Source organism: Phoenicibacter congonensis, assembly GCF_902386915.1.
In the GTDB taxonomy this organism is placed as follows: Bacteria; Actinomycetota; Coriobacteriia; order Coriobacteriales; family Eggerthellaceae; genus Phoenicibacter; species Phoenicibacter congonensis.
In genome coordinates this window covers 836,041-861,563 of record NZ_LR698997.1, presented here as the reverse complement: position 1 = coordinate 861,563, position 25,523 = coordinate 836,041, and the positions used below count along the sequence as shown (strand labels likewise).

Sequence of the window (25,523 nt, the reverse complement as noted above, 5' to 3'; positions counted from 1 at the left end):
TGGCGAATGCTTAAAGCACTTCCTTTATTGCCTCGATGGCATCATTGATTCCATCAACATTTTTTCCGCCAGCTTGTGCCATGTCTGGCTTTCCGCCGCCGCCACCCTTAATTGCAGGACCAGCGACTCTAATTAAATCAACAGCATTAAACCCAGCTTCAACTGCCTCTTTTGTGCCAGCAGCCATAACAATAGGCTTGTTGTCACTAGTTTTTCCGGCAAGCACACATGCACCAGGTTCGCTCATCCTTGCTCGAATAATGTCCCAAAGATTGCGAGCAATTGAAGAAGACAGCGTTCTTCTAACATTAACTACAACTACTGGATATCCATTCTTAGATTTAACTGCAGAATCGAAAATCTCATTCAATCTGTTCTCAGAAATGACTTCCTTGCCAGTTTCAGCAGTCTTTGCCATTCCCTTCATAATCTTTAAATTAGCAGCTGTTCTTTCAGAAACATCAAAAATTGGCACTCTCAGAAGGTCAGCAGTTTCGCGTAGCTCAGCAGTAATCTTGTTCAAATAATCTACAGCACCAGCGCTTGTAACAGCCTCAATTCTTCTCATGTTAGATCCAACGCTGCTTTCACTGACAATTTTAATCAGGCCAATTTCAGCAGTGTTTTTTACATGGCAACCGCCACACAGTTCTTTAGAGAAATCAGAAATTTGAACGACTCGCACCACTTCTCCATATTTTTCGCCAAAAAGAGCAGTGACACCTTGTTTTCTTGCCTCTTCAAGACTTGATGAGAAAATGTTTGTTGGAATTGCATGCATAATCACGTTGTTAGCAATCTTTTCAACTTCAGCAATTTGTTCATTTGTCATTTTCTCAAAGTGAGTAAAGTCAAAACGGAGGCGATCAGGCCCCACATATGATCCTGCCTGCTTAACGTGATCCCCAAGAACACGACGCAAAGCTGCATGCAAAACGTGAGTTGCTGTGTGATTTCTCTCAGTTAAATGACGATGTTTCGATTGAACACGAGCAATTACTTCATCGCCCACCTCAATCTTTCCGCTCAAAACTTTGCAATGATGAACATTGAGTCCAGCTTCAGGCGCTGTAACGTCAGACACCTCGATTGACACCTCGTCAGAACTAATCGTTCCAACATCTCCAACTTGACCGCCCATCTCAGCATACATTGGCGTTTTATCTAGAACAACGTCAACATTTTCGCCTTCATAAGCAGCATCGACGCTAACACCCTTGCGAACAAGACCTAAAACTTTGCCTGACGCTTCCAAATTGTCATATCCAACAAACTCAGTTTTCCCAAACTTGTCAAGCATTTTAGCGAAAACACCACCATATGTTGACCAAGCAGCATCGGCATCACTTTCGCCAGCATGACGCGCACGCTCGCGCTGAGCCTCCATTTCGGTGTTGAATTCATCAATGTCAACAACAATCCCCTGCTCAGAGCAAATGTCATTTGTGACCTCAAGTGGGAATCCATATGTGTCATGAAGTTTGAAAGCAACTTTTCCAGAAAGGGTGTTGCCCTCCAAATTTTTGAGTTCCTCTTCGAGGAATGATTGACCCTGATGAAGGGTTGCGCCAAAGCGTTTCTCTTCAGAAGTTATGAGACGACGAATCAACTCACGATTTTCGACAATTTCAGGATAAACATCTCCCATCAATCGAACAATTTCATCAACGTAGTCGTTAATAAACTCGCCTTTGATTCCAATGAGAGTTCCCTTCATGATTGCACGACGAAGAAGGCGACGCAAAACATATCCCCTGCCTTCGTTTGATGGCAAAATGCCATCAGCAATCATAAATGTGACAGCTCTTGAGTGGTCTGCCATAATGCGCAACGCCAAGTCAATTTTTGGGTCTTTGCCATATTCAAAACCAGAAAGTTTTTCTCCAACTCCAACAAGACTGCGCAAAACGTCAGTGTCATAATTCGAAGTTACACCCTGCATAATTGCAGCCATGCGTTCAAGTCCCATGCCTGTGTCAATGTTTTTGAATGGAAGTTCAGGCATCGAGCCATCTTCTTGCGCATCAAACTGAGTAAAAACGCAGTTCCAAAACTCTACATAGCGATCACAATCACAGCCTGGTTTGCAGTCAGGGCTGCCACATCCACACTCTTCGCCTTTGTCGAAATAAATCTCGGAGCATGGACCACAAGGTCCAGTTGGTCCCGCGCGCCAGAAGTTGTCATCTTCACCCAAACGAGAAACGTGAGACTCTTCAATCCCAAGTTCAAGCCACTTGTTGTAGGTCTCATCGTCATCTTCAAAAACAGTAAAATAGAGTTTTTCTTTCGGCAACTCCAATACATCGAGGCAAAATTCGAGCGCCCAAGAACACATCTCATTTTTGAAATATTTGCCAAAAGCAAAATTTCCGAGCATTTCAAAGAAGCTCAAATGGCGTCCTGTTGTGCCAATGATGTCGATGTCGTTTGTGCGAACACATTTTTGAGAAGTGGTAGCTCCAATATATTTGTCATCAAGGTGCTTTTGCTGCAAGAAGTAGGGCTTAAATTGCACCATTCCTGCGCTCGTCAAAAGAAGAGATGGATCGTCAGGTATCAATGAAGACGAAGGCATTCTCTTGCACCCTTTTTTCTCAAAGAAAGAAAGATATGCCTCGCGAATTTCTGCGGTTGTCATATATTTCATATAGCGCACTTCTCCTTAAAACTCACATTTATTCACAATTTTTCAAGCTTTTTAATTATAGAACTATTGCTGGCGTGACGCAGAAGTGTCGGCTATTGTGTTAATAGTTTGTTGCGAGACCGCAGACCCTTTAGTGCCAGGTGCAATGTTTATGTTTTTTGTTTGGTCATAAAAATCGTAATATTCAACCACATCACTAAAAACAACAATGCGCTTGTCATCATCAGGGCTAGAACATGTCGAAAAAGTGAACAATCGAGCAATTTTGGCAGTCTCCTTAGCTGGAGGATCTGGCGTCACGATTGATTCAGCTTTTCTTGTGTCAACATATTCTTGAAGTGATGAAGTCGTTGGAAACGTGCTATAAAAAATATTTTTGGCTGATTCATCTACTTTATTTTCCGCATATGTTTGCAAGGCATAATTACCTTGAGGCGTAAAAACATAAATCAATCGATGTTTGTTAAACCAGTCGCTATTACCTTGCTCATCACTAAAAACACTAAAAACGGAGCCATTCCACATGTTGTGGCCGAACACAAAATTAGAATTATCAGACCAGTCTTTGTTGTTGGTTCCCGCTAAGAAAATGCATCCATATTCAGCGCCAAATTGAGTTGATTTGTTGTTGAAATTGTGATTCAAATAATAGTCGTTATCGTCTTTCTTCCACACAATAGGATAGGAAATCACAGTGTCGGGGACATAAACCCACCCAACAATGTCGGGATTTATTTCGGCTAGTGCATCCCAGTCTATCGTCACATCACCAAGAGTTTTCGCTTCAATGTCGGTGAAGGATTTTAAATCGTCATATTGCTTTTGCCCATAATAGTAGGTTCCAAACAAATAGACCAAAACTCCTGCAGAAACAAGAAAAACAATAAGTGCAATTTTAAAAATCACACCAGCAAAATTTCGTCTGCCATGCCTGGCTTTAGCCATCTAGTCTTTCCTTCATTGCATCGCGAATAACCGTTAACGACTTAATGCGAGCATAAAGTTTATCATCACTTTCAAGAACAAACCAGGGCGCTTGTTCAGTTGAAGTCAAACGGAACATGTCATCGATAGCCGACTTATATAGTACATATTTATCGCGATTGCGCCAGTCTTCATCGGTAATTTTCCATTGTTTATCGGGGTCTTCCTGGCGCGCCTTAAAACGATTCAACTGCTCTGCTTGAGATACGTTAACCCAGAATTTAATTAGAATAGCGCCCCACTTTAACAAGTCACGCTCAAATTCATTGATCTCGTCATAGCCACGAGCCCAATCGCTTGCCTTTGTAATTTCTTCGACTCGCTCAACGAGCACACGACCATACCAACTTCTGTCAAAAATGCCAACGTGCCCTGCTTTTGGCAAACGCGTCCAATAACGCCAAAGGTGAGGATGCGCTAACTCATCGACACTAGGCTTTGGAGAAGGAATGATTGAATAGGAACGAGCGTCAAGCGATTGTGCAAGCCTTTTTATTGCTCCACCTTTTCCAGCAGCATCCCAGCCTTCATACATAACAAGCACTGGTATTCTTTTCTGAAAACACAAGTTTTGTAGTTCAAAAATCTCTTTTTGAAGCCTCTTTAAATGTTTGTCGTAGAGCTCAGGCGAATAGGACAACTCATGAGAGATGTTTTCAACTATTGGATATTGATGCTCAATTGCAAATTCCGATGCCATGGGAGCAAAAGAATGCTGAATTTCGGCTCTTGTTTCGGCTAAATCGTTTTCATCGGTCACCTTAACTTGAGACAATTTATTCTCTGCTTTTTTGCGCGTAATAGCAACCGACAATGCGTCAATCATTGTCTTTAAGATGGTTATGTTTGCGATTCGTTTGCTTTCTGCATTAACTAAAGTCCACGGAGCAAAGCTATAGTTTGACCTTTCGAGCATAGTGTCAAATCCAACATATGCATCATCGTAATAATCGAGAAACTCTAGTTTTCTTTTGCTAACTCGCCATGATGTAGCAGGGTCTTTTGCCATCAAGTGAAGACGTTTTTTAATAGATTCTTTGCTGACATGCAAGAAGAACTTTACCAAAACATATCCATTGTCAACAAGTTGTTGCTCAAAATCGTGAGCAGACATGATTGCGTCTTGGAAGAGTTCTGTTGGAACTTGCTCTTTCGAATAAATGGCACGCTGAACTGCCTTCATGTACCAGCCCTGATCGAAAAAAGTAATGTGACCACGTGGCCCGAGGGCTTGCCAATATTCTTTCATAAAAGGATCATAGCCACGCACACCTGAATTGAGTTCCTCAAAATCGTTAACTTCATGCTTTTTTACATCTTCAGGAACATGAACTTTGGTTGCACGAGCATCAAGATTATAAAGAAGGTCTGACAAACGCGAGCCTTTGCCAGCGCCATCCCAACCCTCAAAAAGTACAACAAGACCACATCCATTCTGGACAGCCTCTTGTTGTAAAGAAATAAGGCGCCGAGTTAAATCCTTACGCAGCGCCTTGTAGCTTTCTTTATCAAGTGGTTGTTCGCTTAGGTCAATTCTTTCCAACATTTTTAACCTCCAGCTGAGTCACTACTTGTTATTTTTTTCAGCCCAATCTACTTGAATTTGATACCAATCAAGTCTGTATTTCTCTTGCTCAAGCTGAGCTTTCATATCGTCATCACTTTCAGATGCCCTTGCCTCTAAGTCGGCAACGAGTTGTTTTTGTGCTTCGACGCGATCACGCATCTCATCACCATGAATTCTCTCGGTTATTTTGCCAAGCTTACCCAAAATAAGAAGATTGTCTCCAACCATTTGAGCAATGCCGTCATACAAGAGAATTTCAAATTTATCGTTGTGTGCCTCGTCGAGGTAAAGTGTGCAAACCCCGCCCTTTTTTGTGAGCGACAAAATTAGCTCATGGCCAGGGAGCACGCCAAATTGACCTTCAGAACCAGGCACGGATGCATAGTAGATATCCCCATCAAAAAGTTGACGATTTGGGACAGCTACTGTGCAATGTATCGTAGGCGACTGTGCCATGGTTTTTAGCCTTCCTTGCTTTGCATTTTCTCGTACTCAGCGTAAACGTCGTCGATGGACCCTTTGTAAACAAAGCACTGCTCTGGGATGTGGTCACATTTGCCTTCCAGAATGTCTTTAAATGAACGTACAGTGTCTTCTACCTTTACATATCTTCCAGGGTTGCCAGTAAAGACTTCTGCAACGTGGAAAGGCTGACCCAAGAACTTCTGAACTTTACGAGCTCTGTTAACTGTGAGCTTTTGGTCTTCTGAAAGTTCGTCCATACCAAGAATGGCAATGATGTCTTGGAGGTCTTTATACTCCTGCAAAATTTGCTGTACACCAACTGCAACGTCATAGTGCTCTTGTCCAACAATTTCTGGATCAAGTGCGCGGCTTGACGACTCAAGTGGGTCAACAGCTGGGTAAATGCCAAGCTCAGCAATGCCACGAGAAAGAACTGTCTTTGCGTCTAGGTGAGTAAATGTAGTTGCTGGTGCTGGGTCAGTCAAGTCGTCAGCAGGAACATAAACAGCTTGCACTGACGTAATTGAACCAGTTGTGGTTGAAGTAATTCTTTCCTGAAGGTCGCCCATCTCTGTAGCAAGAGTTGGTTGATAACCTACAGCTGAAGGCATACGACCAAGAAGCGCAGACACCTCAGAACCAGCTTGTGTAAATCTAAAGATGTTGTCAATGAACAACAAAACGTCTTGTCCCTGATCACGGAAATATTCAGCTTCTGTCAATCCTGCAAGACCAACACGAAGACGTGCCCCTGGAGGCTCGTTCATCTGACCGTAAACAAGACATGTTTTCTCGATAACACCCGACTCGCTCATTTCAAGGAAGAGGTCGGTGCCTTCACGAGTTCTCTCGCCAACGCCTGTAAACACAGAAGTGCCACCATGCTCTTGAGCGAGGTTATTAATTAATTCCTGAATGCAAACTGTTTTTCCAACGCCAGCACCGCCGAACAGACCAGTTTTACCACCTTTAACATATGGCTCAATGAGGTCAATAACTTTAATGCCAGTTTCGAAAATTTCAGTTGTAGTTGTTAATGTGTCGAATGCAGGAGCTGGGTGGTGAATTGGTGCCCACTCAACGTCATCAGGTGTTTCTTTGCCATCTACAGGCTCACCCAAAACGTTCCAAATTCTGCCAAGCGTTGATTTACCAACAGGCATCTGGATAGGAAGCCCAGTGTCCACGGCCTCCATGCCGCGAACCATGCCGTCGGTAGAAGTCATAGCAACACATCTCACGAGGTCACCTGGAAGGTGAGTTTGTACCTCGAGGACAGTGTGGAATTCACCAGCAGGCGTCTTGCCATCGACGTTAAGAGCATTGTAGATGCTTGGCATCTTCTCTGGTGGGAATTCAACGTCAACAACAGCGCCGACGATGCGAACTACACGACCAACAGTGCCCTTCGTGCTTGTTTTAGTTTCTTCTGCCATATCCTTATTCCTCCAATGCTGCGGCTCCGCCGACAATTTCGTTAATCTCGGTTGTAATCGCGCCTTGGCGAGCACGGTTATAAACACGAGTCAGAGTGCTAATCATTTCATTTGCGTTATCTGTAGCACTCTTCATTGCATTACGGCGAGCGCCTTGCTCCCCTGCTGCTGAATCAAGAAGTGCATAATAAATAGCATTTTGGACGTAGCCTTTTAGCAAATATTCCAGAACATCTTCTGGATTAGGTTCAAAGTCGATGTCTCCATAAAGTGGTCCATCGTGCTTTTTATCTTCGTCAATGCGAAGCTTATTGTCTTTTGTAAACTCTTCGAACACATCGTCGTTCATGCCTTTGAAAAGTTCTTCATATGTCTCTTCATTAACAGGCAACGCAATTTGTGTTACGAGAGTTTGTTCTGCCGCATTCTTTGCGTGATTAAAGATGATGTAAATTTCATCAAGAGGATTCTCATCTTTTACATACTCTTTGCCGATGTAGTCACTCAAAACCTGAGCTTGCTCAACAGTTGGGTCAGCTGAAGTGTCAATGAATTTAAAGACGGGGTTGATTCCACGATATGTCATGTAACCAACGGCCTTTTTTCCACAAGCGACAACTTCAACATCGCAACCTTGAGCTTGCTTTGCTTTAATGAGCTTTTCTGCACGTCTCAAGATGTTTGTGTTAAATCCACCTGCAAGACCACGGTCTGAAGCAATTACGCAAACGAGAACTCGCTTCACTTGTTCGTGACGCTGCAAAAGCGGCTGAGTCTCTCCAGAAGTGTATTTCGCAGTTGAAATTACCATGTTGCTAATGGCTTCTGCCCAAGGAAGAGCATTTTCCATGCGAGTGGTAGCAACACGAATTTTTGCTGCTGACACCATCTCCATCGTGCGCGTAATCTGCTTCGTAGATGAAACAGAAAGAATCCTGCGCTCTATGTCATGTAAATTTGCCACTTAAATATCTTTCTTAGTAATTAGCCTTTATTCAGTAACTGCGAATGTCTTTTTAAATGCCTCAATTGTCTGCTTTGCATCAGATTTAATCTCGTCGCTCAAGACCTTTTCGCTTGCAATCTTTTGCAAAAGTGCAGGATTGTTGTTGCGAGTGTATGTGCGAAGTTCAGAAGAGAAGCGTGTAACATCACCGAGTGGCAAGTCATCAAGGAAGCCTTCGTTGCCTGCAAAGATTACAAGAACTTGCTCTTCAACTGGCATTGGCACATAACGACCTTGCTTCAAAATCTCAGTCATGTGAGAACCACGAGTCAACTGATCTTGAGTTGCTTTGTCCAAATCGGAACCAAACTGTGTAAACGCCTGAAGTTCACGATAGGAAGCCAAGTCAAGACGCAAAGATCCAGCAACTTGTTTCATAGCTTTAATCTGAGCGGCACCACCTACGCGGGAAACTGAAATGCCCACGTCAACAGCTGGTCTTTGTCCTTGGAAGAACAAGTCAGTCTGAAGGAAGATTTGGCCGTCAGTAATCGAAATAACATTCGTTGGAATGTATGCAGAAACGTCACCAGCTTGAGTCTCAATGATAGGCAAAGCTGTCATTGAACCGCCACCGTTTTCCTCACTCATCTTTACAGCTCTCTCGAGCAAACGTGAATGCAAATAGAAAACGTCGCCAGGATATGCTTCACGCCCTGGAGGACGACGAAGTGTCAAAGACATCTGGCGGTATGCAACTGCCTGTTTGGACAAGTCATCATAAATAATGAGAACAGCTTGACCTGGATTTTCTTTTGAAGCAGGTTTGCCGTCTTTGCCGTTGTAGATGAATTGCTCACCCATAGCAGCGCCAGCCATTGGAGCGATGTATTGCAAAGGAGCTGAATCTGAAGCTGTAGCAGACACAACGATTGTTTTGTCCATAACTCCATGTCTCTCCAGTGTTTCAACAACACCAGCGACAGTTGATGCCTTTTGACCGATTGCTACATAAATACAAATCAAATCGGTTTCTTTTTGGTTGATGATTGCGTCAATAGCAATAGCAGTTTTGCCAGTTTGACGGTCACCAATGATGAGCTCACGTTGACCTCTTCCGATTGGAATCATTGAGTCAATAGCCAAAATTCCAGTTTGAACTGGTTCGCAAACTGGTTGGCGGGAAATAACGCCAGGTGCCTTAAACTCAACTGGTCTAGTAGCACTAGCGTTGATTGGACCTTTGCCGTCTATTGGCATGCCCAAAGGATTCACAACACGACCAAGAAGTTCTGGTCCTGCAGGAACCTCCATAATGCGGCCGGTAGTTTTAACTTGGTCATTTTCTTTAATAGAAGAAACATCACCGAGCAAAACTGCACCAACCTCATCGTCTTCAAGGTTCTGCGCAAGACCCATGACTGTTTTGCCTGTGCTAGAAGTGAATTCTAGAAGCTCACCAGCCATAGCGCCTCTTAACCCATCAACACGAGCAATTCCGTCACCAACTTGGATTACGGTGCCCACGTCGTTAGACTCTACGCTCACAGAAAGAGCATCGAGCTGGGCGCGCAACGCCTTATCAATTTCTGTTGCAGTAATTTCTGCCACTTAGGTTACCCCCTAACTAGCCTTTAGTACACTGCGTGCACGATTTAGCTGAGTAATCATGCTCGCATCGATGCATTTACCATTTACGCTCATAATCACACCACCGAGAATTTCAGGATCGACCTTCTCATAAAGAATTGCATCCAAACCAAGCTCACGCTTCGCTTTATCCTTAATGAGTTCGCGAAGATGGTCGTCAAGCTCGACAGCACTTGTTACGTCTACAATGCAAACCTTCAAGTCTTCTGAAATCAAGTCTTCGAGTTTTCTCAAAACGACTTTCAAAAGTCCAGAATCTCCAAGTTCTACAGCACTGCTAAAGACCGCGGAAGCTGCCTCGCTCTTTCCTTCACAAATGATGGAAATAAGCTTTTTCTTTGTTTCAAACTCAACATCATTTGATGCAAGAATGCTTCTGGCATCGACGTTGTTAGACAGTGTGTTAATAATCTCAAGAAATTCATTTCTTGAATTAACTACAGCATCAACGCTACCTGCAGAGTTTGATGAATCAAATAGCACTTTTGCGTAAACTTCTGCGCGTGCTTGAGGTGTTGAGTGTCTGTTAGTCATTGAAGCTACCTGCCTCAACAATGTACTTCTCAATTATTTTGCGATGCTCATCATCACTTAAATCGTTTGCGATCAGTTTTGATGCGACATCAATTGACATGTCAGCAACGCTAGATTGAAGTTCAGCAATGGCTGCCTTCTTCTCTGCCTCGATAGATATTTTTGCTTTTGCAATAATCTCTTCAGCAGAAGCTTCAGCCTTCTTCTTCAAATCAGCCTCAATTGCTTCTGCATTTGTGCGTGCAGTTGCAACGATTTCTGCTGATTCTGTTTTAGCTGACTCGAGTTGCTTTTTGTACTCCTCGAGAACCTTTTCTGCTTCAACCTTCGCATTTTCTGACTGCTCGAGTGCATCGCGGATTGACTTCTCTCGCTTTTCGAGCATTCCGTTAAACATTGGCCATCCAAATTTGCCTAAAACAATGCAAAGAATAATGAACGCAATGAGCATTGGGAAGAACTCGATTGGATTTGGAATGATTGCTCCAATTCCAGATGAAGAAGCCTCCTCATTAGCAAAAGCTAATGTTGGACTCAGCAGTCCAGCAAAAACTGACATAGCCAACACAACAGCGCTCGCCAGTGCACCAATTTTTAGTGCGTTTGAGGCTGTCTTAATGTTTGCTGTTTTGTTCATCAGTTTTACTAACCTTCTCTTCTTGGTTTAATAAACCATTACTAATTAAGAAATCAATGCGAGAACGAAGCCAATCAATGCAAGAGCTTCTGCCAAAGCAGCACCGATGATGAAGTTAGTGAACAAACGTCCCTGAACTTCAGGCTGACGAGCTGTACCGACGCAGCAACCATAGCATGCAAGGCCGATGCCTACGCCAGGTCCAATCGCGCCAAGGCCATATCCCACGACCTTTAATGCAGCAAGTACGAGTGTTACATCCATGTTTTTCCTCCTAAAAAGAAACCGTTAATGTTCTGACACTGCAAGGGAAATGTATACCGATGAAAGCATCGTGAATACATATGCTTGCAGGAATGCCACAAGTGTTTCCAACGCATACATAAGCACAAGAAGCAGAAACCAAAGCAAGCTTACGCCAGCGACGCCAACTTGCATTGCTTGAATTCCTGTGGTCATAAACACGCCAGTTGCCAATGCAAAAATTCCCAAGACCATGTGTCCTGCGAACATGTTGCCATAAAGTCGGACTGCAAGAGTGAGCCAGCGAAGGAACAAACTAACAGTCTCAAAGAACCAGATTACTGGAACGAGCACTTTTGGAAGTCCTGATGGAGCGATTGATTTAATGTAGCCCCAGCCACCATGAGCTTTGATGCCCCAGTAATTGAAATAGAAGAATGAGCAAGTAGCCAATGCCCAGTCAACCGAAATTGAACCAGTTGGTGTTTTCGAACCTGGAATTAATCCGCAGAAGTTCGAAATGAGAATGAAAAAGAAAAGGGTTGCAAGGAAAGGAACGTGTTTTTTGTATCCTTCTCCAATAACACTTTCTGAAATGTCTCGTCGAACAAGTTGATAACCATATTCAACAGTGTTAACAAACTTGTTTGTTGGAATTAAAGTGAGTTTGCGACCCACGCCAATGATGAGTGCAAGAGTAATAATCCAAATCAAAATCATGAAAAGGATGTATTGAGTCATTCCAAAATCACTAGAGCCAAACATGACTGTGGATTCCAGAGCGGCCTTAACGTGTCCAACCTTTGAATTTAGCGCTTGTAATGGATCCATTTAGATATTCTCTTTCCTGATAACACCTATAAACTAAAACCTTGTTCATTTTAAGCCAAATTAACTGAACAAATCCCGATAAATTCTATAAATGAATTAGAAAAAAACACGTGCAAAAAGATTGTTTTAGGGGTATAATCGCGCTTTTTAAGCTAAATAGAAAGCTCATATGCCTTGTTTTTTGAAACGTTAAAATGTTTGATTAAAAGCTCTCTAACCTTGTGTTTTGGCACTCCGCATTCGACTAACTCATTAACAAATTCACGAGCTTCGTCTAAAAGCTCTGTCTGAGAATCAGAGTTTGTAATAGTAGGGCATCCCTCAATCACAAGAACAAATTCTCCCCTGCACGTTCCATTCTCAACCTTTTTTTCAAAAGCTGAAAGCATCTGGGTTGCAGGTAGAACTATAACCTCCTCATGCAGCTTTGTTAGTTCACGGGCGGCGCAAACTGGTCGCTCAGAGTCAACTTCTTTAATTGCACGAATTGTGTCAAGCACCCTGTTTGGAGACTCATAAACGACCACTGGGCAATCCAATGCCATTAATTCTTGAAGTCTCAACGATTTTTGAGTCTTTTTTTTGGGCAAGAATCCCTCAAAGAAAAAATGTGTTGAATTAAAGCCACTTGCAACTAATGCAAGAAGACATGCATTCGCACCAGGCAAAACCTCGACTTCAACGCCTGCTTTGCGACATGCTGCAACAATTCTAGACCCAGGATCTGATATTCCAGGCATGCCTGCATCAGAACAATAGCAAATCGTTTCACCAGAGTTAATTCTTTCAACCAAAGCTTCAACATGTCTGGCAATTAAATTTTCATCCATTCGAAACATTGGTTTTTTAATAGAATAGGCAGCTAAAAGCTTGCCAGTAACCCTTGTGTCTTCGCAATAAACGGCATCACAATTTTCAAGCGCACTAAATGCACGCTTTGAAATGTCATCCAAATTGCCAATCGGTGTTGGAACTAAAATCAGCTTATGAGAAACATCCATTCTTTAAAGACCTGCTTCAAGGTTAGATTTTGCAACTGCAATCATGAGCTTGATTCTGTTTAGCTGATTTACCTCTGATGCACCAGGGTCATAGTCGACAGCAACAATGTTGCTTTTTGGATATTTCCTGCGAAGTTCTTTAATGACAGCCTTGCCGACAACATGATTTGGCAGACATGCAAAAGGCTGCGTGCAAACAATGTTTGGGCAACCAGACTTAATTAGTTCAACCATCTCGGCTGTCAAAAGCCAACCTTCACCCATTGAATTGCAAAGGCTCAAAACTTCAGAAGCATATTCCCCGAGTTCAAGAATGTCAGTTGGTGGCTCAAAACGGTTTGAATTCTTTAATGCTTCAACTAACGGTTGTCTAATCTTTCTTACTGCTGCAAGCCCAAGTTTTGAACCAAGTTCCGACTTTTTAGGTCTTCCAATTTCTTGCTGGAAAATGCCTCCTACAAGCCCAAACAAGAAAAATTCTGTTAAGCCTGGAACAACAACTTCGCAGTTTTCTTCTTCAATCTTGTCAGTAATGTTGTTGTTTGCAGTTGGATGGAACTTAACGAGAATCTCTCCCACCACACCAACTTTTGGTTTTTTAACAGAATCATCAATTGGAAGATTGTCAAAATCGGCAATTATGTCTTCAGACAAACGCTTAAAGTCACTTCTCGAAACTCCCTTTCGAAGCGCCTTTTTGCATTCTTCCGTCCAGTGGCTGAATATGTTGTTGGCTGAACCTTTCTCGAGTTCATAGGCACGAGTTTTATATAAACATTGCATTAACAAATCGCCAAGGAAAATGGCATAGCCTGCCTGCAAAAGCATTTTTGGAGATAGCTTAAATCCAGAATTGTGTTCGCCTAGGTCCTTAAAACTCAATGCAATAACTGGGATGTGGCCAAGACCTGCTGCTTTAAGTGCTTTTCTGATGAGCGCGATGTAGTTTGTTGCTCGACAACCTCCGCCAGTTTGAGTGATTAAAACAGCCAGCTTGTTTGTGTCATAGCGACCAGAAAGCACAGCTTCCATTATTTGACCCGTCACAAGAATTGAAGGGTAACAAATGTCATTATTAACATATTTCAAGCCATAATTAACTGCTTCATGGTCCACAGAAGGTAAAAGGTCAACATTGAATCCGAAGCGATCAAAAATCGGAACGAGCAATTCGAAATGCATCGGAGCCATTTGGGGAGCCAAGATTTTGTAGCCCTCATCAAACATCTTCTTAGTGAACTCAGGTCTGCCAAACTCAGTGGTAACCGACTCTCTGTCACCAACTTCATCGGTGTCTGCAATGACCGACTTTTCGGTTGGCAAGTCGGGGATGAGTTCTTTAATGTCTACTGATGACAAGCAGCTCACAGGGCACCCACGCTCAATAGCAGCCTTTTCGTCTTTAACTTCATTAATTTCATCAGCTTTATCTTTTAAAGCAGCGAGCAAACTTCTGACACGAATCTTTGCTGCACCAAGATTTGAAACCTCATCAATTTTAAGGACAGTGTAAACTTTTCCAGCCGACTCTAAAATTTCTTGGACCTGGTCGGTTGTCAGGGCATCAAGACCACAACCAAAAGAATTTAGCTGAATTAAATCAAGGTCGCTTCGTTTGGCTGCCACTTTTGCCGCAGCATATAGACGCGTGTGATACATCCATTGGTCGACAACACGAATTGGACGTTCGAGCTGGCCAAGGTGAGCAATAGAGTCTTCGGTTAAAACTGCAAGCCCAAAAGAGTTCAGAAGTTCAGGTATCGCATGATTTATTTCGGGATCTTGATGATAGGGACGCCCAGCCAAAACAATGCCGTGCGTGCCAGTTTCTTCCATCCACTTTAAAGTTTCAGTTCCCTTAATGCGAATGTCTCGCTTGAAGTTTTCATCTTCTGCCCATGCACAATCGACTGCATCTTCAATTTGTTTTTTTGTTGGAACAACGCCATTCTTGCACATCTCAGCTTTATGCTCTTTTGTAATAATTTCAAAAAGGCGCTTTTTTAATTTGTCTTTTTTGTCATAGGGAACCCATGGGGTGATGAGCTGAATGTCAGAATTTATTAGCTCGTCGATGTTTAAACGCAAAGCTTCAGGATAACTTGCCACGATTGGGCAATTGAAATGATTGCCAGCAGTTTCATCTTCTCCACGTTCCCATTTTGTGCACGGCATCCAAATAAAATCAACGGGTTTTTCTAGCAAATTCATAATGTGCCCGTGGGAAAGCTTAGCTGGATAACAAACACTTTCCGAAGGCATTGACTCAATGCCAGCGTTATAAATATCTTTGCTTGATTTGTCAGACAGAATTACCCGATAGCCAAGTTTTGTAAAAAAAGTAAACCAAAACGGGTAATTCTCATACATATTCAAAGCCCGAGGCAAGCCAACAGTGCCAGCAGGCGCATCTTTTTCATCTAGAGGAGTGTAGTAATCAAAAAGGCGCGAACTTTTCCACTCAAACAAATTCGGAACATTATTTTTCACACGTCTCTCACCCATCGACTGACCGCGTTCGCATCTGTTGCCAGTAATGAATCTTCTGTGTTTTCCAGTTTTTTCGTCAATTCCAAAATCATTGATTGTCAAAAGACACGAGTTTGAACAACCTTTGCACCTGACAGTTTTGTGCGATGGATTTAATTTATTTAATTCATCAATTCCAAGAATGGAAGATTTTCTGACTTTAGCCACTTTATTCTCCCTTCTCCCAACGCTCATGGGCAAGAAGAGCTGCGCCATATGCCCCCATGTTTCCTGCTATGTCGGGCCTAACTGCATTTACATGCGAAAGTTGTTCGAATGCACGCAAAACAGCATCGTTTAAGAAAGTGCCACCCTGCACAATAACATGCTTGCCAACATCTTTTGGGTCTCTAATTTTAATTACTTTAAAAAGAGCATTTTTAATCACAGAAATGGCAAGACCAGCAGCAATGTCTTCAACAGCTGCGCCTTCTTTTTGAGCTTGCTTTACACGAGAATTCATAAACACAGTGCAGCGAGAGCCAAGGTCAACTGGGGCTTTTGCTTTACATGCAGCTTCTGCAAACTCATGCACTGAAAGACCAAGACCCGAGGCAAATGACTCAATGAAACTTCCGCATCCACTCGAACATGCCTCATTTAGCATAATGTGGTCAATGACTCCATTTTTAACACGCAAACACTTCATATCTTGACCACCGATGTCAAGAATAAATTCAACGTCAGGCATCAATTCTTGGGCACCACGAAGATGCGCAACTGTTTCGATTTCGCCTGAGTCAACTTTTAACGCCTGCAAAAGGAGTCCCTCTCCATAGCCAGTCACTGTCGAGTGACCAATAAAGACTTTATCACCAAGCAATCCATAGAGTTCAGTGAGAGCTGCTTTTGCGCAACCCAAAACATCACCCTTATTTGATGCATAGGTCGTCCACATGAGTTCTTTTTTGTCGTTTACAATTGCAGCTTTAAAGGTGGTCGACCCGGCATCAATGCCAAGAAACACAGGGCCCTCATAACCATCGATCGAGCATTTTTTCACTTTTTCAGCATCATGTCTGCACCTAAATTCTCTATAGTCTTCCTCGTCTTTAAAGAGAGGTGGCAGTCTTTCAACTTCTGAACCCTGAATTGTCCCAACTTTTGAAAAACGATCAAGGATATCACCTAATTTAGACGGTTCAAAGTCTTCCTTTTTCGAGGCAATTGCACAGCCCGTTGCCACAAATAAATGTGCATTTTCAGGAACGATGATTTCATCATCGGTGAGCTCAAGAGTTTCATAGAAACGCTTGCGCAGCTCGCTTAGATATTGAAGAGGACCACCCAAAAAAGCAACGTTTCCCCTAATTGGTCTGCCGCATGCAAGACCCGAAATTGTTTGAGTTACTACAGATTGAAAAATAGAAGCTGCAATGTCTTCACGCTTCGCACCCTCGTTTAACAAAGGTTGAACATCGGTTTTCGCAAATACCCCGCATCTTGAAGCAATTGGATAAATGATTGTGTGAGATTTAGCAAGTTCATTTAGACCAGCAGCATCGGTATTTAAAAGCGATGCCATTTGATCGATAAAAGCGCCTGTACCACCAGCACAAGTTCCATTCATTCGTTGCTCAATAGAATTGTCAAAATAAACTATTTTTGCATCTTCCCCACCAAGTTCGATGGCGACATCGGTTGAGGGAATGAGAGTTTCAACAGCTGTTTTGTTAGCTATGACTTCCTGAACGAAAGGAACCTTTAAAGCCTCTGCCAACAACAATCCACCAGAACCGGTGATAGCGATTGACATTAGAGAATCTGGAAACTGCTCTTGTGCTTGCTCTAGAACGTCTCTTACCGTTGCTCTAACATCGCTCATGTGACGCTGATAGACGCTCCACAAAACATCATTGTTGTCATTTAAAACAACACATTTAACTGTGGTAGATCCAACATCAATACCACATGCAAGGGTATCATTAGAATCGCTATGCAACATTTAGTGTATTTCCTTTTAAAATAAAATTCACGTTAAAGTTTTATTTTAACGTGAAAAAGTGGATTGAAGTTAGATTAAGTTCATTTGTGCACTAGTTGTGTTATACCAGTGTTGCCAATTAGGAGGGCAATATTTTTTAGCTGCAGATTCCGAAATTGTGTAGCCATATCCTCGCTTAAGACCAGCCACATGTGCTCTAATTGCTTCGTCCCAGCTGCCCCATGAGCTTGAGCCCCAACCCCATGCGTTGTGCGGCAAGAAACATACCGCTCCCTTTGAGCTCTCGGTGTAGGCAATAGCAGGAGACCATCTTGGGTCTACACCATAGTCCCACGCGGCTTCAGCAAAAACTTGACCTGTTCCTGACATTGGAGATCCAGACAGATAGGAGTCAATGCGTGGGGTCCATTCGTTTACAAAACTCTGTTTATCAACAGACCAGTCGGCATTGTCACTATTAGGAACATTAATAGAGGTGTTGCTGTCTGATGAATCAGACGCCTCTTCAGTTTTCTTAGCCTTTTCTTCTGCTGCTTTACGCTCACGCTGCGCTTCTTCCTCAGCCTTCCTTTGAGCCTCTTCACGTGCAGCTTGTGCCTCTTGAAGAGCAATTTGTGCTTGTGTGACCTGCTGATCAGCATCTCTTTTTTGCTGGTCAAGACCCGACTGAAGTTCATCGAGTTCTTTTTTCATTGAAGACAGCGACTCGAGTTCTGTCATGTTCTTGTCGCGAATGTGCTCAAGATAGTTAAAGTTATTGATGGCAGTTGTCAAATCTTCAATTCCAAGAATGCTATTTAACAAAACACCAAATCCTGAATCAAGAAAATAAAGCTGTCTCAAAGCGCCGCCTGCTTTTTCTTGTTGCTCAGGAATCTGCTTGTTAATTTCATCAATTCTTTTTTGATTATTGTCGATTTGACCCTGAAGCTCTTCTGCCCTTGCACTAGCTTCCTCATATTTTTTTGCGGAATCTTCAACCTGTTGTTGAAGAGCATCAGGCTTTGCATCGGTGTCATTAGTTTCCGCAAATGCTAATTTATCAGGGGAAGAAAACAGCAAAGATGTGCTCAAAACTAACGCAACCGTCAAAAATGAGCTACTAAATTTTTTATATATGAATTCCACGTTTTTCACACGCATGCTTATAAATTATACAAAATGAGATTTACCTACGCGAATTTAGGCGAGATGAAGAGCTGACATCGGCATCAAGAGAAGCGAATCGTTTGTTTTTAAATTCAAATTGAGCAGCCAATCCAATCATTGCTGCGTTGTCACCACAAACATCTGTCGGAGCAACGCAAAAGCTAACTCCAAGATTGTCACACATTTCTGAATATGCACGTCTCAACTGGCGGTTCGCTGCTACTCCACCACCAAAGCAGAAAGTCTTTGCATGCGTGTTTACTAAGGCATCGTGAGCTTTTGCAACTTGAACATCACAAATGCTCTGTTCAAAAGAGGCACAAATGTCACACATGTTTTGGCGGGTCAGACGTCCATCGGCATTCTCTTTTTTCAAGCGCTCAATTTCAAGAATAACTGCAGTTTTTAGACCCGAGAGACTCATTCTCAAATCGTGGCTGTGCAGAAGAGGTCGCGGAAGTTCCACATTATCGGCGTTGCCTTCCTTTGCAAGCGCTGAAATTTCAGGTCCTCCAGGATAGGGCAAGTTCATTGCCCTTGCAACTTTATCAAAAGCCTCCCCCACTGCATCGTCAATTGTCCCGCCGATCACCTCATAGTCGCCCCAATCACGCACAAGAACAAGCATGGTGTTTCCACCAGAAATGAGTGAGGCAACACACGGCATTTTAATTGAGTCAGAACAAAGCTTGTTTGCAAACAAATGACCAACCAGATGGTCAACAAGAATCAACGGCTTGTTAGCCCCCCATGCGACTCCTTTGGCAAAGGCTAGACCCACAACAAGAGATCCAACTAGCCCTGGTTTTGCAGTGACAGCGACAGCATCGATTGAATCATAGTTTTTCATGCCTGCAAGACGAAGTGTTTCTTCTGCGACTTGAGATATGACTTCAATGTGTTTTCTGCTTGCAATTTCTGGGACAACACCACCGAAACGTGCATGAAATTTTGCTGATGAAGAAACTACATTTGAAATAATAGAGTCCTCTCCATCCACAATCGCACCAGCAGTTTCATCGCAAGACGATTCAATTGCAAAAATTAAAGGCTTGCGTGCATTGGGCTTTAAAAGAGAATCAGCTTCAACAAATTCCTCATTTGCAGAAAAATTTGAGATGTCGAGCGAATAGCTAACGGCGTCTTCGTTTCCATAGAAGTTTTTGCGAGTGCAAACTTCGCTAAACCCTAAAGACTCATAAAGTGCTCTGGCAGGCGAGTTTGAAACACGAACCTCGAGCATAACATTTGAAGCGCCTAAATTGCGTAACGTTTCAAAGGCAGCGCTCAAAAGCCGGCGAGCTATCCCTTGTTTGCGAAATTTTGGATCAACACAAATTTTTAGAATGTCAGCATCAGATGAACTTCTTGAAGCGCCAACATATCCGACAATCGTGCTGTTAATCACGCCTTTTAACCAAACGCGGTTTGAATCGCACACATCAGTCTTAAAACTGTTTTCACTCCATGCGTCACTTCCAAAATTGCACTTCTCAAATTCGGCTAGAATTTTGCAATCATCAAGCTTGACAGGTGAAATTGAAATTTGCGTGTCGTCACCATGAACACCAGTGACAAGATCTTTTGTCTTGTTTTGCAAGATGTGAGACAGTTCGTTTTCCTCTGCATCGGAAAGACGAGTGTATACAGGCAAAACTTTGCTCGCATTATGAATCAATGACGACTGCCAATCGAGTGCCTCATTCATTTGCTGAACTAAAAGAGAAACAAGGCTTTGCCCCGTTGGGTACCAAAAACACTCATCTAAAAGATGATATTTTTCTTCGAAATAGTGTTTGTGCTTTATGAGTCCATCACCACAAACTGCCATGCCTTGCAAAACGTTGTGTGAGTCCACAAAAGCTTGAGGCTTTGCAACAGTGTCAGCATTTTTTCTGTTTATTGTGTTGTTTTTAACATCATATTCAACGGGATAAACTTCGCCGCGCATTGCATCGGCAACAACAAGAGTGTCCCCAAACTTGCCGCTCAAGCGCAGATTTTCAGCTACTGCATCGAGAGTAGAAATCCCATAAAGAGGAACATTTAGGGCAGAGCAAATTCCTTTAGCACTAGCGAGTGCAATTCTAACACCAGTAAATGATCCAGGCCCACGACCCACACCAATTGCAACAATCTCACTTTTGTTAACATGGTTTTCTTTTAGAAGAATGTCGATTTCTGGCAATAGTTTTTGATTCGAAGCACGTTTTGAATCAATAGATTTTTGAAAAATCGATTTAATCAAGACTTTTGGGGCAGAACTTTCACTCAAGCACTCCGGGTCCTTGTCTTTTTCTTTTATGGCATCTAAAACACCGCTAGAAAGCTCTTGATTAGAATTGCAATGAGAATTGTTAGTTTGAGTTTCCTCCACACAAACACTCGACGGATTATCTTCGTTATTTGCAATGTTTAGGCCAATCTCGGCAAGTCCCAAGATCACTTTTTCGTTAGAGGTGTCAAAAGCAAGAACAAACTTTCTGTTGTTGTTAGCAAGCCATTTGTCTGCCATTTCACAAGAAGTTTTCCCATAAGCTTCAACAGCGATCTCACGTGGCTCATCTCCCTGCCCTTCAAAAGTCAATTTAATGGCTTCTTCAGGCATAGAATCGGGATAGAGATTTGACCATTCTATAAAAGAGACCCCGTCTATTGGATTGTATCCATGTTCGTCGAAGCCTATCTCTGACAATTCATCTTCTGAATTAAGACGATAAAGGTCAAAATGATAAACATTGAAATTGTCTGCACAGTAGTCGTTTACAAAACAAAATGTTGGACTCATAACTTCTTCTGACACGCCAAGATGCGCTGCCACATGACGCACGAATTCAGATTTTCCACTTCCAAGCTGGCCTTCCAAAAGGACTGTTGTTCCAGGTTTGAGCAAACTTGCAAAAGCACTGGCACATTCATCTAGCTCATGAATCGAGGAAATTTTGAATTTCTGCATGATTTAGACACACCTCTCGGCTGCGCAGCAAACGAATTTGAGCATCACAGATGTTGTCACACTTCCAACACCACGAGGAACCGGCGTGATGGCACCAACTATTGGCTCAACCGATTCGAAATCAGCATCTCCAGTGAGTTTGCCATCAGCGCCAACATTAGTTGCAACATCGATGACAACTTGACCTTCAGAAAAAAACTCGGGTGTGAAGGCGTTGGCGCGTCCTGTTGCCAAAACAACAATGTCGGCGTCTTTCATGGTTTTCTCCAAGTTTTCAGTTTTGGAGTGAGTAATTGTGACCGTTGCATGACGATGAAGCAAAAGCATAGACAGCGGCCGACCTACAACTAAAGAACGCCCTGCTATAACAACGTTTTTTCCTGTTACATCGAAACCATAATAATCAAGGATTTCAAGACAACTTTGCGCAGTTGCTGGAACAAACACGCAGTCGGAATTAGAGTAAATCTTGGCAGAATTTGTGTCTGTTATACAATCGATGTCTTTGCCGGAGTCAAGGGTTGATTGCAAAACACTAGCATCTAAAAAGTCTGGAAGTGGCTGAAAAACTAGACAACCATGAATAGAATCATCGTCGTTGATTTTATTTATTAAATCTTCAAATTGCGGTTGGGTTAGTTCTTCATAATCAAATCGCTTCACGACTATGCCGTGTTCTTCTGCTTTTTTAACTAAAGAGTTTTCATATGATTGTGAGGCCGGGTCGCTTCCAATTCTCACCAAGCAAAGGCAAGGTGAAATTCCCTTTTCGCACAGCTTGTTTACACGCGAATCAATGTCTGAATAAATTGCATCTGCAACGGGTTTCCCCAAAAGAATTTTTGCCACTTTGTTACACCAACCGATAGGCATCAAGCTCATCTGCCACAATCGAATAGGCATAATCAGCCTCTGTTACGCCCTCTTCGCAAAGGCTTGTTGCAAGTGATCTAAATTGCTCTGCCTTTGATGGGTCAGAAAATAAACGAACGTTCACAAATACATTCATGCTTGCTGCAATCAATGCAGCCTTTGCCATTGAGGCTGCACATCCAATATCGCTTAATGTGAGCTTGCCGGTGTTTTTAGCCAAAAACTCACATTCCTCAATAACGTCGAGGCATTTTTGCATAATTTCAAGAGGAACAGAACACGCTAGAACAAGTGCATCGTCCATTTTTCTATTTCGAATCTCACCCTTTGGAAGCTTCATGGCTTTTGCAACTGGCGCAAAAGATTTAGCGTCCTCGTCAACAAGAATGAGAAGGTCGCTGTTAGCATCGTTTAAACGATTGATTGAAGCTTCAAGTTGCCCTCTGATTTGAGCATACTTCTCATTCGTAAAAGTGATGTTTGCAACCATTGAAGCACAGGCACCAGCCAAAGCTCCACAATAGGCGCTAGCGGCGCCGCCACCAGGTGTGGCATCAGCGCCGCTCAAACGCTCAATAAACTCAGTGTCAATTGATAGTCCGTTTTCTTCAGACATTATTCTCCTTAAAAAAGACCTGTAATTTGGCCTGCATCAGTAACATCGATGCTCTTTGCAGCGGGGTTTTTACCAAGCCCTGGCATAGTCATAATGTTTCCTGCAAGAGCAACAACGAAACCAGCACCATTAGATACTTTAACATCTCTGACCGAAACTGAAAAGCCTCGAGGTGCTCCAAGAAGTGTGGCATCGTCTGAGAAAGAATACTGTGTTTTTGCAATGCACACTGGCATGTCGTCGCAGCCAATTTCATGTAATTTCTTTAAAGATTTTTTAGCCTTTGCCTCAAAAATAACACCGTCTGCGTGATATATCTTCTTTGCAATTGCCTCAATTTTTTCTTCAATTGAAAGATCGTTTTCATATGAGAAAGCAAATGTGTCTTTGCTTCTGCCTGCTGCATCACCGTTTTCACAAAGATCTACAACTTTGTTAGCAAGCGCAACTCCGCCTTCAGAACCTTTTGCCCAAACTTCACTCAAAACAACATTAACGCCAGCTTCTTTGCATGCGGCCTCAACAGCTTCGAGTTCTGCTTTTGTGTCAGTTGGGAAAGCATTAATTGCAACGACGCATGGAAGGCCATAGACATCCTGAATGTTGGAAATGTGTTGAGTTAGATTTGGGAGTCCAGCTTTTAGAGCTTCGATGTTTTCTGTATTGAGGTCGGCTTTACCAACTCCTCCATGATATTTCAAAGCACGAACAGTAGCAACCAAGACAACACAATCCGGTTTTAGGCCAGCATAACGACATTTAATGTCGAGGAATTTTTCGGCTCCAAGATCAGCACCAAAACCAGCTTCAGTGATGCAATAATCAGCGCTTGCTAGCACAGTTTTTGTGGCGATGACTGAATTGCAACCGTGAGCTATGTTTGCAAAAGGCCCTCCATGGATAATTGCAGGAGTTCCTTCTAGTGTTTGAACAATGTTAGGAGCAATAGCGTCTTTTAGAAGAGCTGCCATTGCACCTTGTGCTTGCAAATCCTTTACAAAAATTGGCTTTCCCGCGCGAGAATAACCAATGATTATGTTTGATAGGCGCTCTTTTAGGTCGGCAAGACTTGTTGCCAAGCAAAACACCGCCATAACTTCGCTGGCAACTGTAATGTCAAAGCCGTCCTCACGTGGGACGCCGTTAACTGGCCCGCCAAGACCGCAAACAATGTTTCGAAGCTGACGATCGTTCATGTCAACGCATCGCTTCCAAGTTATGTTCTTAACATCGATGTCGAGTTCATTGCCGTTTTGAATGTGAGCATCAATCATGGCAGCCAAAAGGTTGTTGGCAGCACCAATTGCGTGGAAGTCGCCAGTAAAGTGAAGGTTAATGTCTTCCATTGGGACAACTTGAGCATAACCGCCACCAGCAGCTCCGCCTTTAATGCCAAAAACAGGACCGAGCGAAGGTTCACGAAGAGCACATGCTGCCTTTTTACCAATCTTAGACAATGCATCGGTGAGCCCAACAGTGGTTGTAGTTTTGCCTTCACCAGCTGGAGTGGGGTTAATGGCTGTAACCAAAACGAGCTTACCTTGCTCGCTGTTGTCAATCTTATTGTTTACATAGTCAAGATTAATTTTTGCAATGTAGTTGCCGTAGCGTTTAAGACTTTCTTCTCCAATGCCAATTTTTTCAGCAACAGAGGCAATGTCTTTCATTTCACATTCTTGAGCAATTTCAATATCAGTTTTATAATATATCAATTTATACTCCTAACAGTGGGGCCTGCGTTAGCCAAACTAATCAATGTGATTAAGTATAAAGTTCAAGCCTTTTAAAGTGAGTAGCGAATCGATAAAGTCAACAGACGAACATAGTGGACCAACAAGCCTTGAATAGCCTCCAGTTGCGACAACTTTAATGTCGTCAACGATGTCTTTATTTGCTTGCGCTTTAATCATTGCTACAAGGCCATCTATGCGGGCAGCCTCTCCATAAACAAGTCCGCTTTGAACTGCAGTTTCAGTGCTTCTTCCAACAACTTGTTTTGGAACCTCAAGTCGAACATCACTCAGAGCCGAAGCAAACTGAGCAAGCGATTTCATGCCCGACCAAAGCCCTGTAGCGATCACCCCACCACAAAACGTTTTATTCTCATCGACATATTCAATGTTTGTTGCAGTTCCAAAGTCGGCAACTATGCATGGCGCCTTATATTCAAGAACAGCACCAACTGCATCAGCAATGCGGTCAGCTCCAACTTTGTTAGGGTCTTCCACATCAAAATTCAGAATGCCAGAGACGCGATCTGAAGTTAAAACAATTGCATCAATCCCCCATCTTCTTCGAATTGCCCAAGTCCATTCCTGGGTCTTTTCTGCAACCACACTTGAAATAATTGCGCGATCAGGAATAAACTTTGGACCGCCGCTTAAAAAAACGTCGGCTGGAACGCTTGAAACTGCACGAGTGTCTGCAACGATTTTGTAGTCTTGTGCAATGCCAGCGCAGGTGTCAGTATTGCCAACATCAACTAAAAAATTGACCATTTTTCTATATTTA

General features: G+C 42.8%; 18 protein-coding genes and 1 pseudogene. All 19 read right to left on the bottom strand.

Annotation, left to right across the window (positions count from 1 at the left end; translation table 11 throughout):
* Positions 1 to 10 precede the first annotated feature (10 nt).
* The 19 genes and pseudogenes from alaS to FXZ76_RS03660 all read right to left on the bottom strand — a co-directional run bounded on the left by alaS (position 11) and on the right by FXZ76_RS03660 (position 25,510).
* The gene (gene alaS / locus FXZ76_RS03750) at positions 11 to 2,650 is read right to left on the bottom strand and encodes an alanine--tRNA ligase (protein ID WP_079535835.1); all 2,640 of its coding nucleotides are present in this window, start codon (positions 2,648 to 2,650) and stop codon (positions 11 to 13) included.
* 63 nt (positions 2,651 to 2,713) lie between these two features.
* Entirely contained in the window at positions 2,714 to 3,595 is an 882-nt protein-coding gene (locus FXZ76_RS03745) for a class B sortase (RefSeq protein ID WP_079535834.1), read from the bottom strand.
* Positions 3,588 to 5,180 (bottom strand): polyphosphate--AMP phosphotransferase, encoded by a 1,593-nt coding sequence (locus tag FXZ76_RS03740; protein WP_079535833.1) that lies wholly within the window; start codon positions 5,178 to 5,180, stop codon positions 3,588 to 3,590. Before FXZ76_RS03740 ends, FXZ76_RS03745 begins: the two co-directional genes overlap by 8 nt.
* A gap of 21 nt (positions 5,181 to 5,201) precedes the next feature.
* The gene (locus tag FXZ76_RS03735; RefSeq protein WP_079535832.1) at positions 5,202 to 5,657 is read right to left on the bottom strand and encodes a hypothetical protein; all 456 of its coding nucleotides are present in this window, start codon (positions 5,655 to 5,657) and stop codon (positions 5,202 to 5,204) included.
* 5 nt (positions 5,658 to 5,662) lie between these two features.
* Complete coding sequence (gene atpD, locus FXZ76_RS03730) at positions 5,663 to 7,102, bottom strand: F0F1 ATP synthase subunit beta (RefSeq protein ID WP_079535831.1); 1,440 nt, start codon at positions 7,100 to 7,102, stop codon at positions 5,663 to 5,665.
* Between the two features lie 4 nt (positions 7,103 to 7,106).
* Positions 7,107 to 8,066 carry an ATP synthase F1 subunit gamma gene (gene atpG / locus FXZ76_RS03725; RefSeq protein ID WP_079535830.1) on the bottom strand — a complete coding sequence of 320 codons (960 nt, stop codon included), beginning with the start codon at positions 8,064 to 8,066 and terminating at the stop codon, positions 7,107 to 7,109.
* Between the two features lie 27 nt (positions 8,067 to 8,093).
* Entirely contained in the window at positions 8,094 to 9,659 is a 1,566-nt protein-coding gene (atpA, locus tag FXZ76_RS03720) for a F0F1 ATP synthase subunit alpha (protein WP_079535829.1), read from the bottom strand.
* Between the two features lie 12 nt (positions 9,660 to 9,671).
* On the bottom strand, positions 9,672 to 10,232 hold the full coding sequence (locus FXZ76_RS03715) for a F0F1 ATP synthase subunit delta (protein ID WP_079535828.1): 561 nt from the start codon (positions 10,230 to 10,232) through the stop codon (positions 9,672 to 9,674).
* A complete protein-coding gene (gene atpF, locus FXZ76_RS03710) occupies positions 10,225 to 10,869 on the bottom strand; it encodes a F0F1 ATP synthase subunit B (RefSeq protein WP_079535827.1) in 645 nt (214 codons plus the stop codon). Before atpF ends, FXZ76_RS03715 begins: the two co-directional genes overlap by 8 nt.
* Positions 10,870 to 10,914: 45 nt before the next feature.
* Complete coding sequence (gene atpE, locus FXZ76_RS03705; protein ID WP_079535826.1) at positions 10,915 to 11,133, bottom strand: ATP synthase F0 subunit C; 219 nt, start codon at positions 11,131 to 11,133, stop codon at positions 10,915 to 10,917.
* 24 nt (positions 11,134 to 11,157) lie between these two features.
* On the bottom strand, positions 11,158 to 11,943 hold the full coding sequence (gene atpB, locus FXZ76_RS03700; protein WP_079535825.1) for a F0F1 ATP synthase subunit A: 786 nt from the start codon (positions 11,941 to 11,943) through the stop codon (positions 11,158 to 11,160).
* A 152-nt stretch (positions 11,944 to 12,095) separates the two neighbouring features.
* Positions 12,096 to 12,944 carry a 16S rRNA (cytidine(1402)-2'-O)-methyltransferase gene (gene rsmI, locus FXZ76_RS03695; protein ID WP_079535824.1) on the bottom strand — a complete coding sequence of 283 codons (849 nt, stop codon included), beginning with the start codon at positions 12,942 to 12,944 and terminating at the stop codon, positions 12,096 to 12,098.
* 18 nt (positions 12,945 to 12,962) lie between these two features.
* Positions 12,963 to 17,418: pseudogene (locus tag FXZ76_RS06515) on the bottom strand (acyl-CoA dehydratase activase-related protein); the annotation flags it as partial.
* A 69-nt stretch (positions 17,419 to 17,487) separates the two neighbouring features.
* Complete coding sequence (locus FXZ76_RS03685) at positions 17,488 to 18,510, bottom strand: coiled-coil domain-containing protein (protein ID WP_079535823.1); 1,023 nt, start codon at positions 18,508 to 18,510, stop codon at positions 17,488 to 17,490.
* 76 nt (positions 18,511 to 18,586) lie between these two features.
* Positions 18,587 to 21,523: a tRNA (adenosine(37)-N6)-threonylcarbamoyltransferase complex transferase subunit TsaD gene (gene tsaD / locus FXZ76_RS03680; protein ID WP_079535822.1), complete on the bottom strand. Its 2,937-nt coding sequence runs from the start codon at positions 21,521 to 21,523 to the stop codon at positions 18,587 to 18,589.
* 3 nt (positions 21,524 to 21,526) lie between these two features.
* Positions 21,527 to 22,372, bottom strand: a complete 846-nt coding sequence (locus FXZ76_RS03675) for a bifunctional 5,10-methylenetetrahydrofolate dehydrogenase/5,10-methenyltetrahydrofolate cyclohydrolase (protein ID WP_079536894.1) — start codon at positions 22,370 to 22,372, stop codon at positions 21,527 to 21,529.
* Between the two features lie 4 nt (positions 22,373 to 22,376).
* The gene (locus FXZ76_RS03670) at positions 22,377 to 23,012 is read right to left on the bottom strand and encodes a cyclodeaminase/cyclohydrolase family protein (RefSeq protein ID WP_079535821.1); all 636 of its coding nucleotides are present in this window, start codon (positions 23,010 to 23,012) and stop codon (positions 22,377 to 22,379) included.
* An 8-nt stretch (positions 23,013 to 23,020) separates the two neighbouring features.
* Positions 23,021 to 24,721, bottom strand: a complete 1,701-nt coding sequence (locus tag FXZ76_RS03665; protein ID WP_079536892.1) for a formate--tetrahydrofolate ligase — start codon at positions 24,719 to 24,721, stop codon at positions 23,021 to 23,023.
* A gap of 39 nt (positions 24,722 to 24,760) precedes the next feature.
* Positions 24,761 to 25,510 carry a type III pantothenate kinase gene (locus tag FXZ76_RS03660; protein ID WP_079535820.1) on the bottom strand — a complete coding sequence of 250 codons (750 nt, stop codon included), beginning with the start codon at positions 25,508 to 25,510 and terminating at the stop codon, positions 24,761 to 24,763.
* Positions 25,511 to 25,523 lie beyond the last annotated feature (13 nt).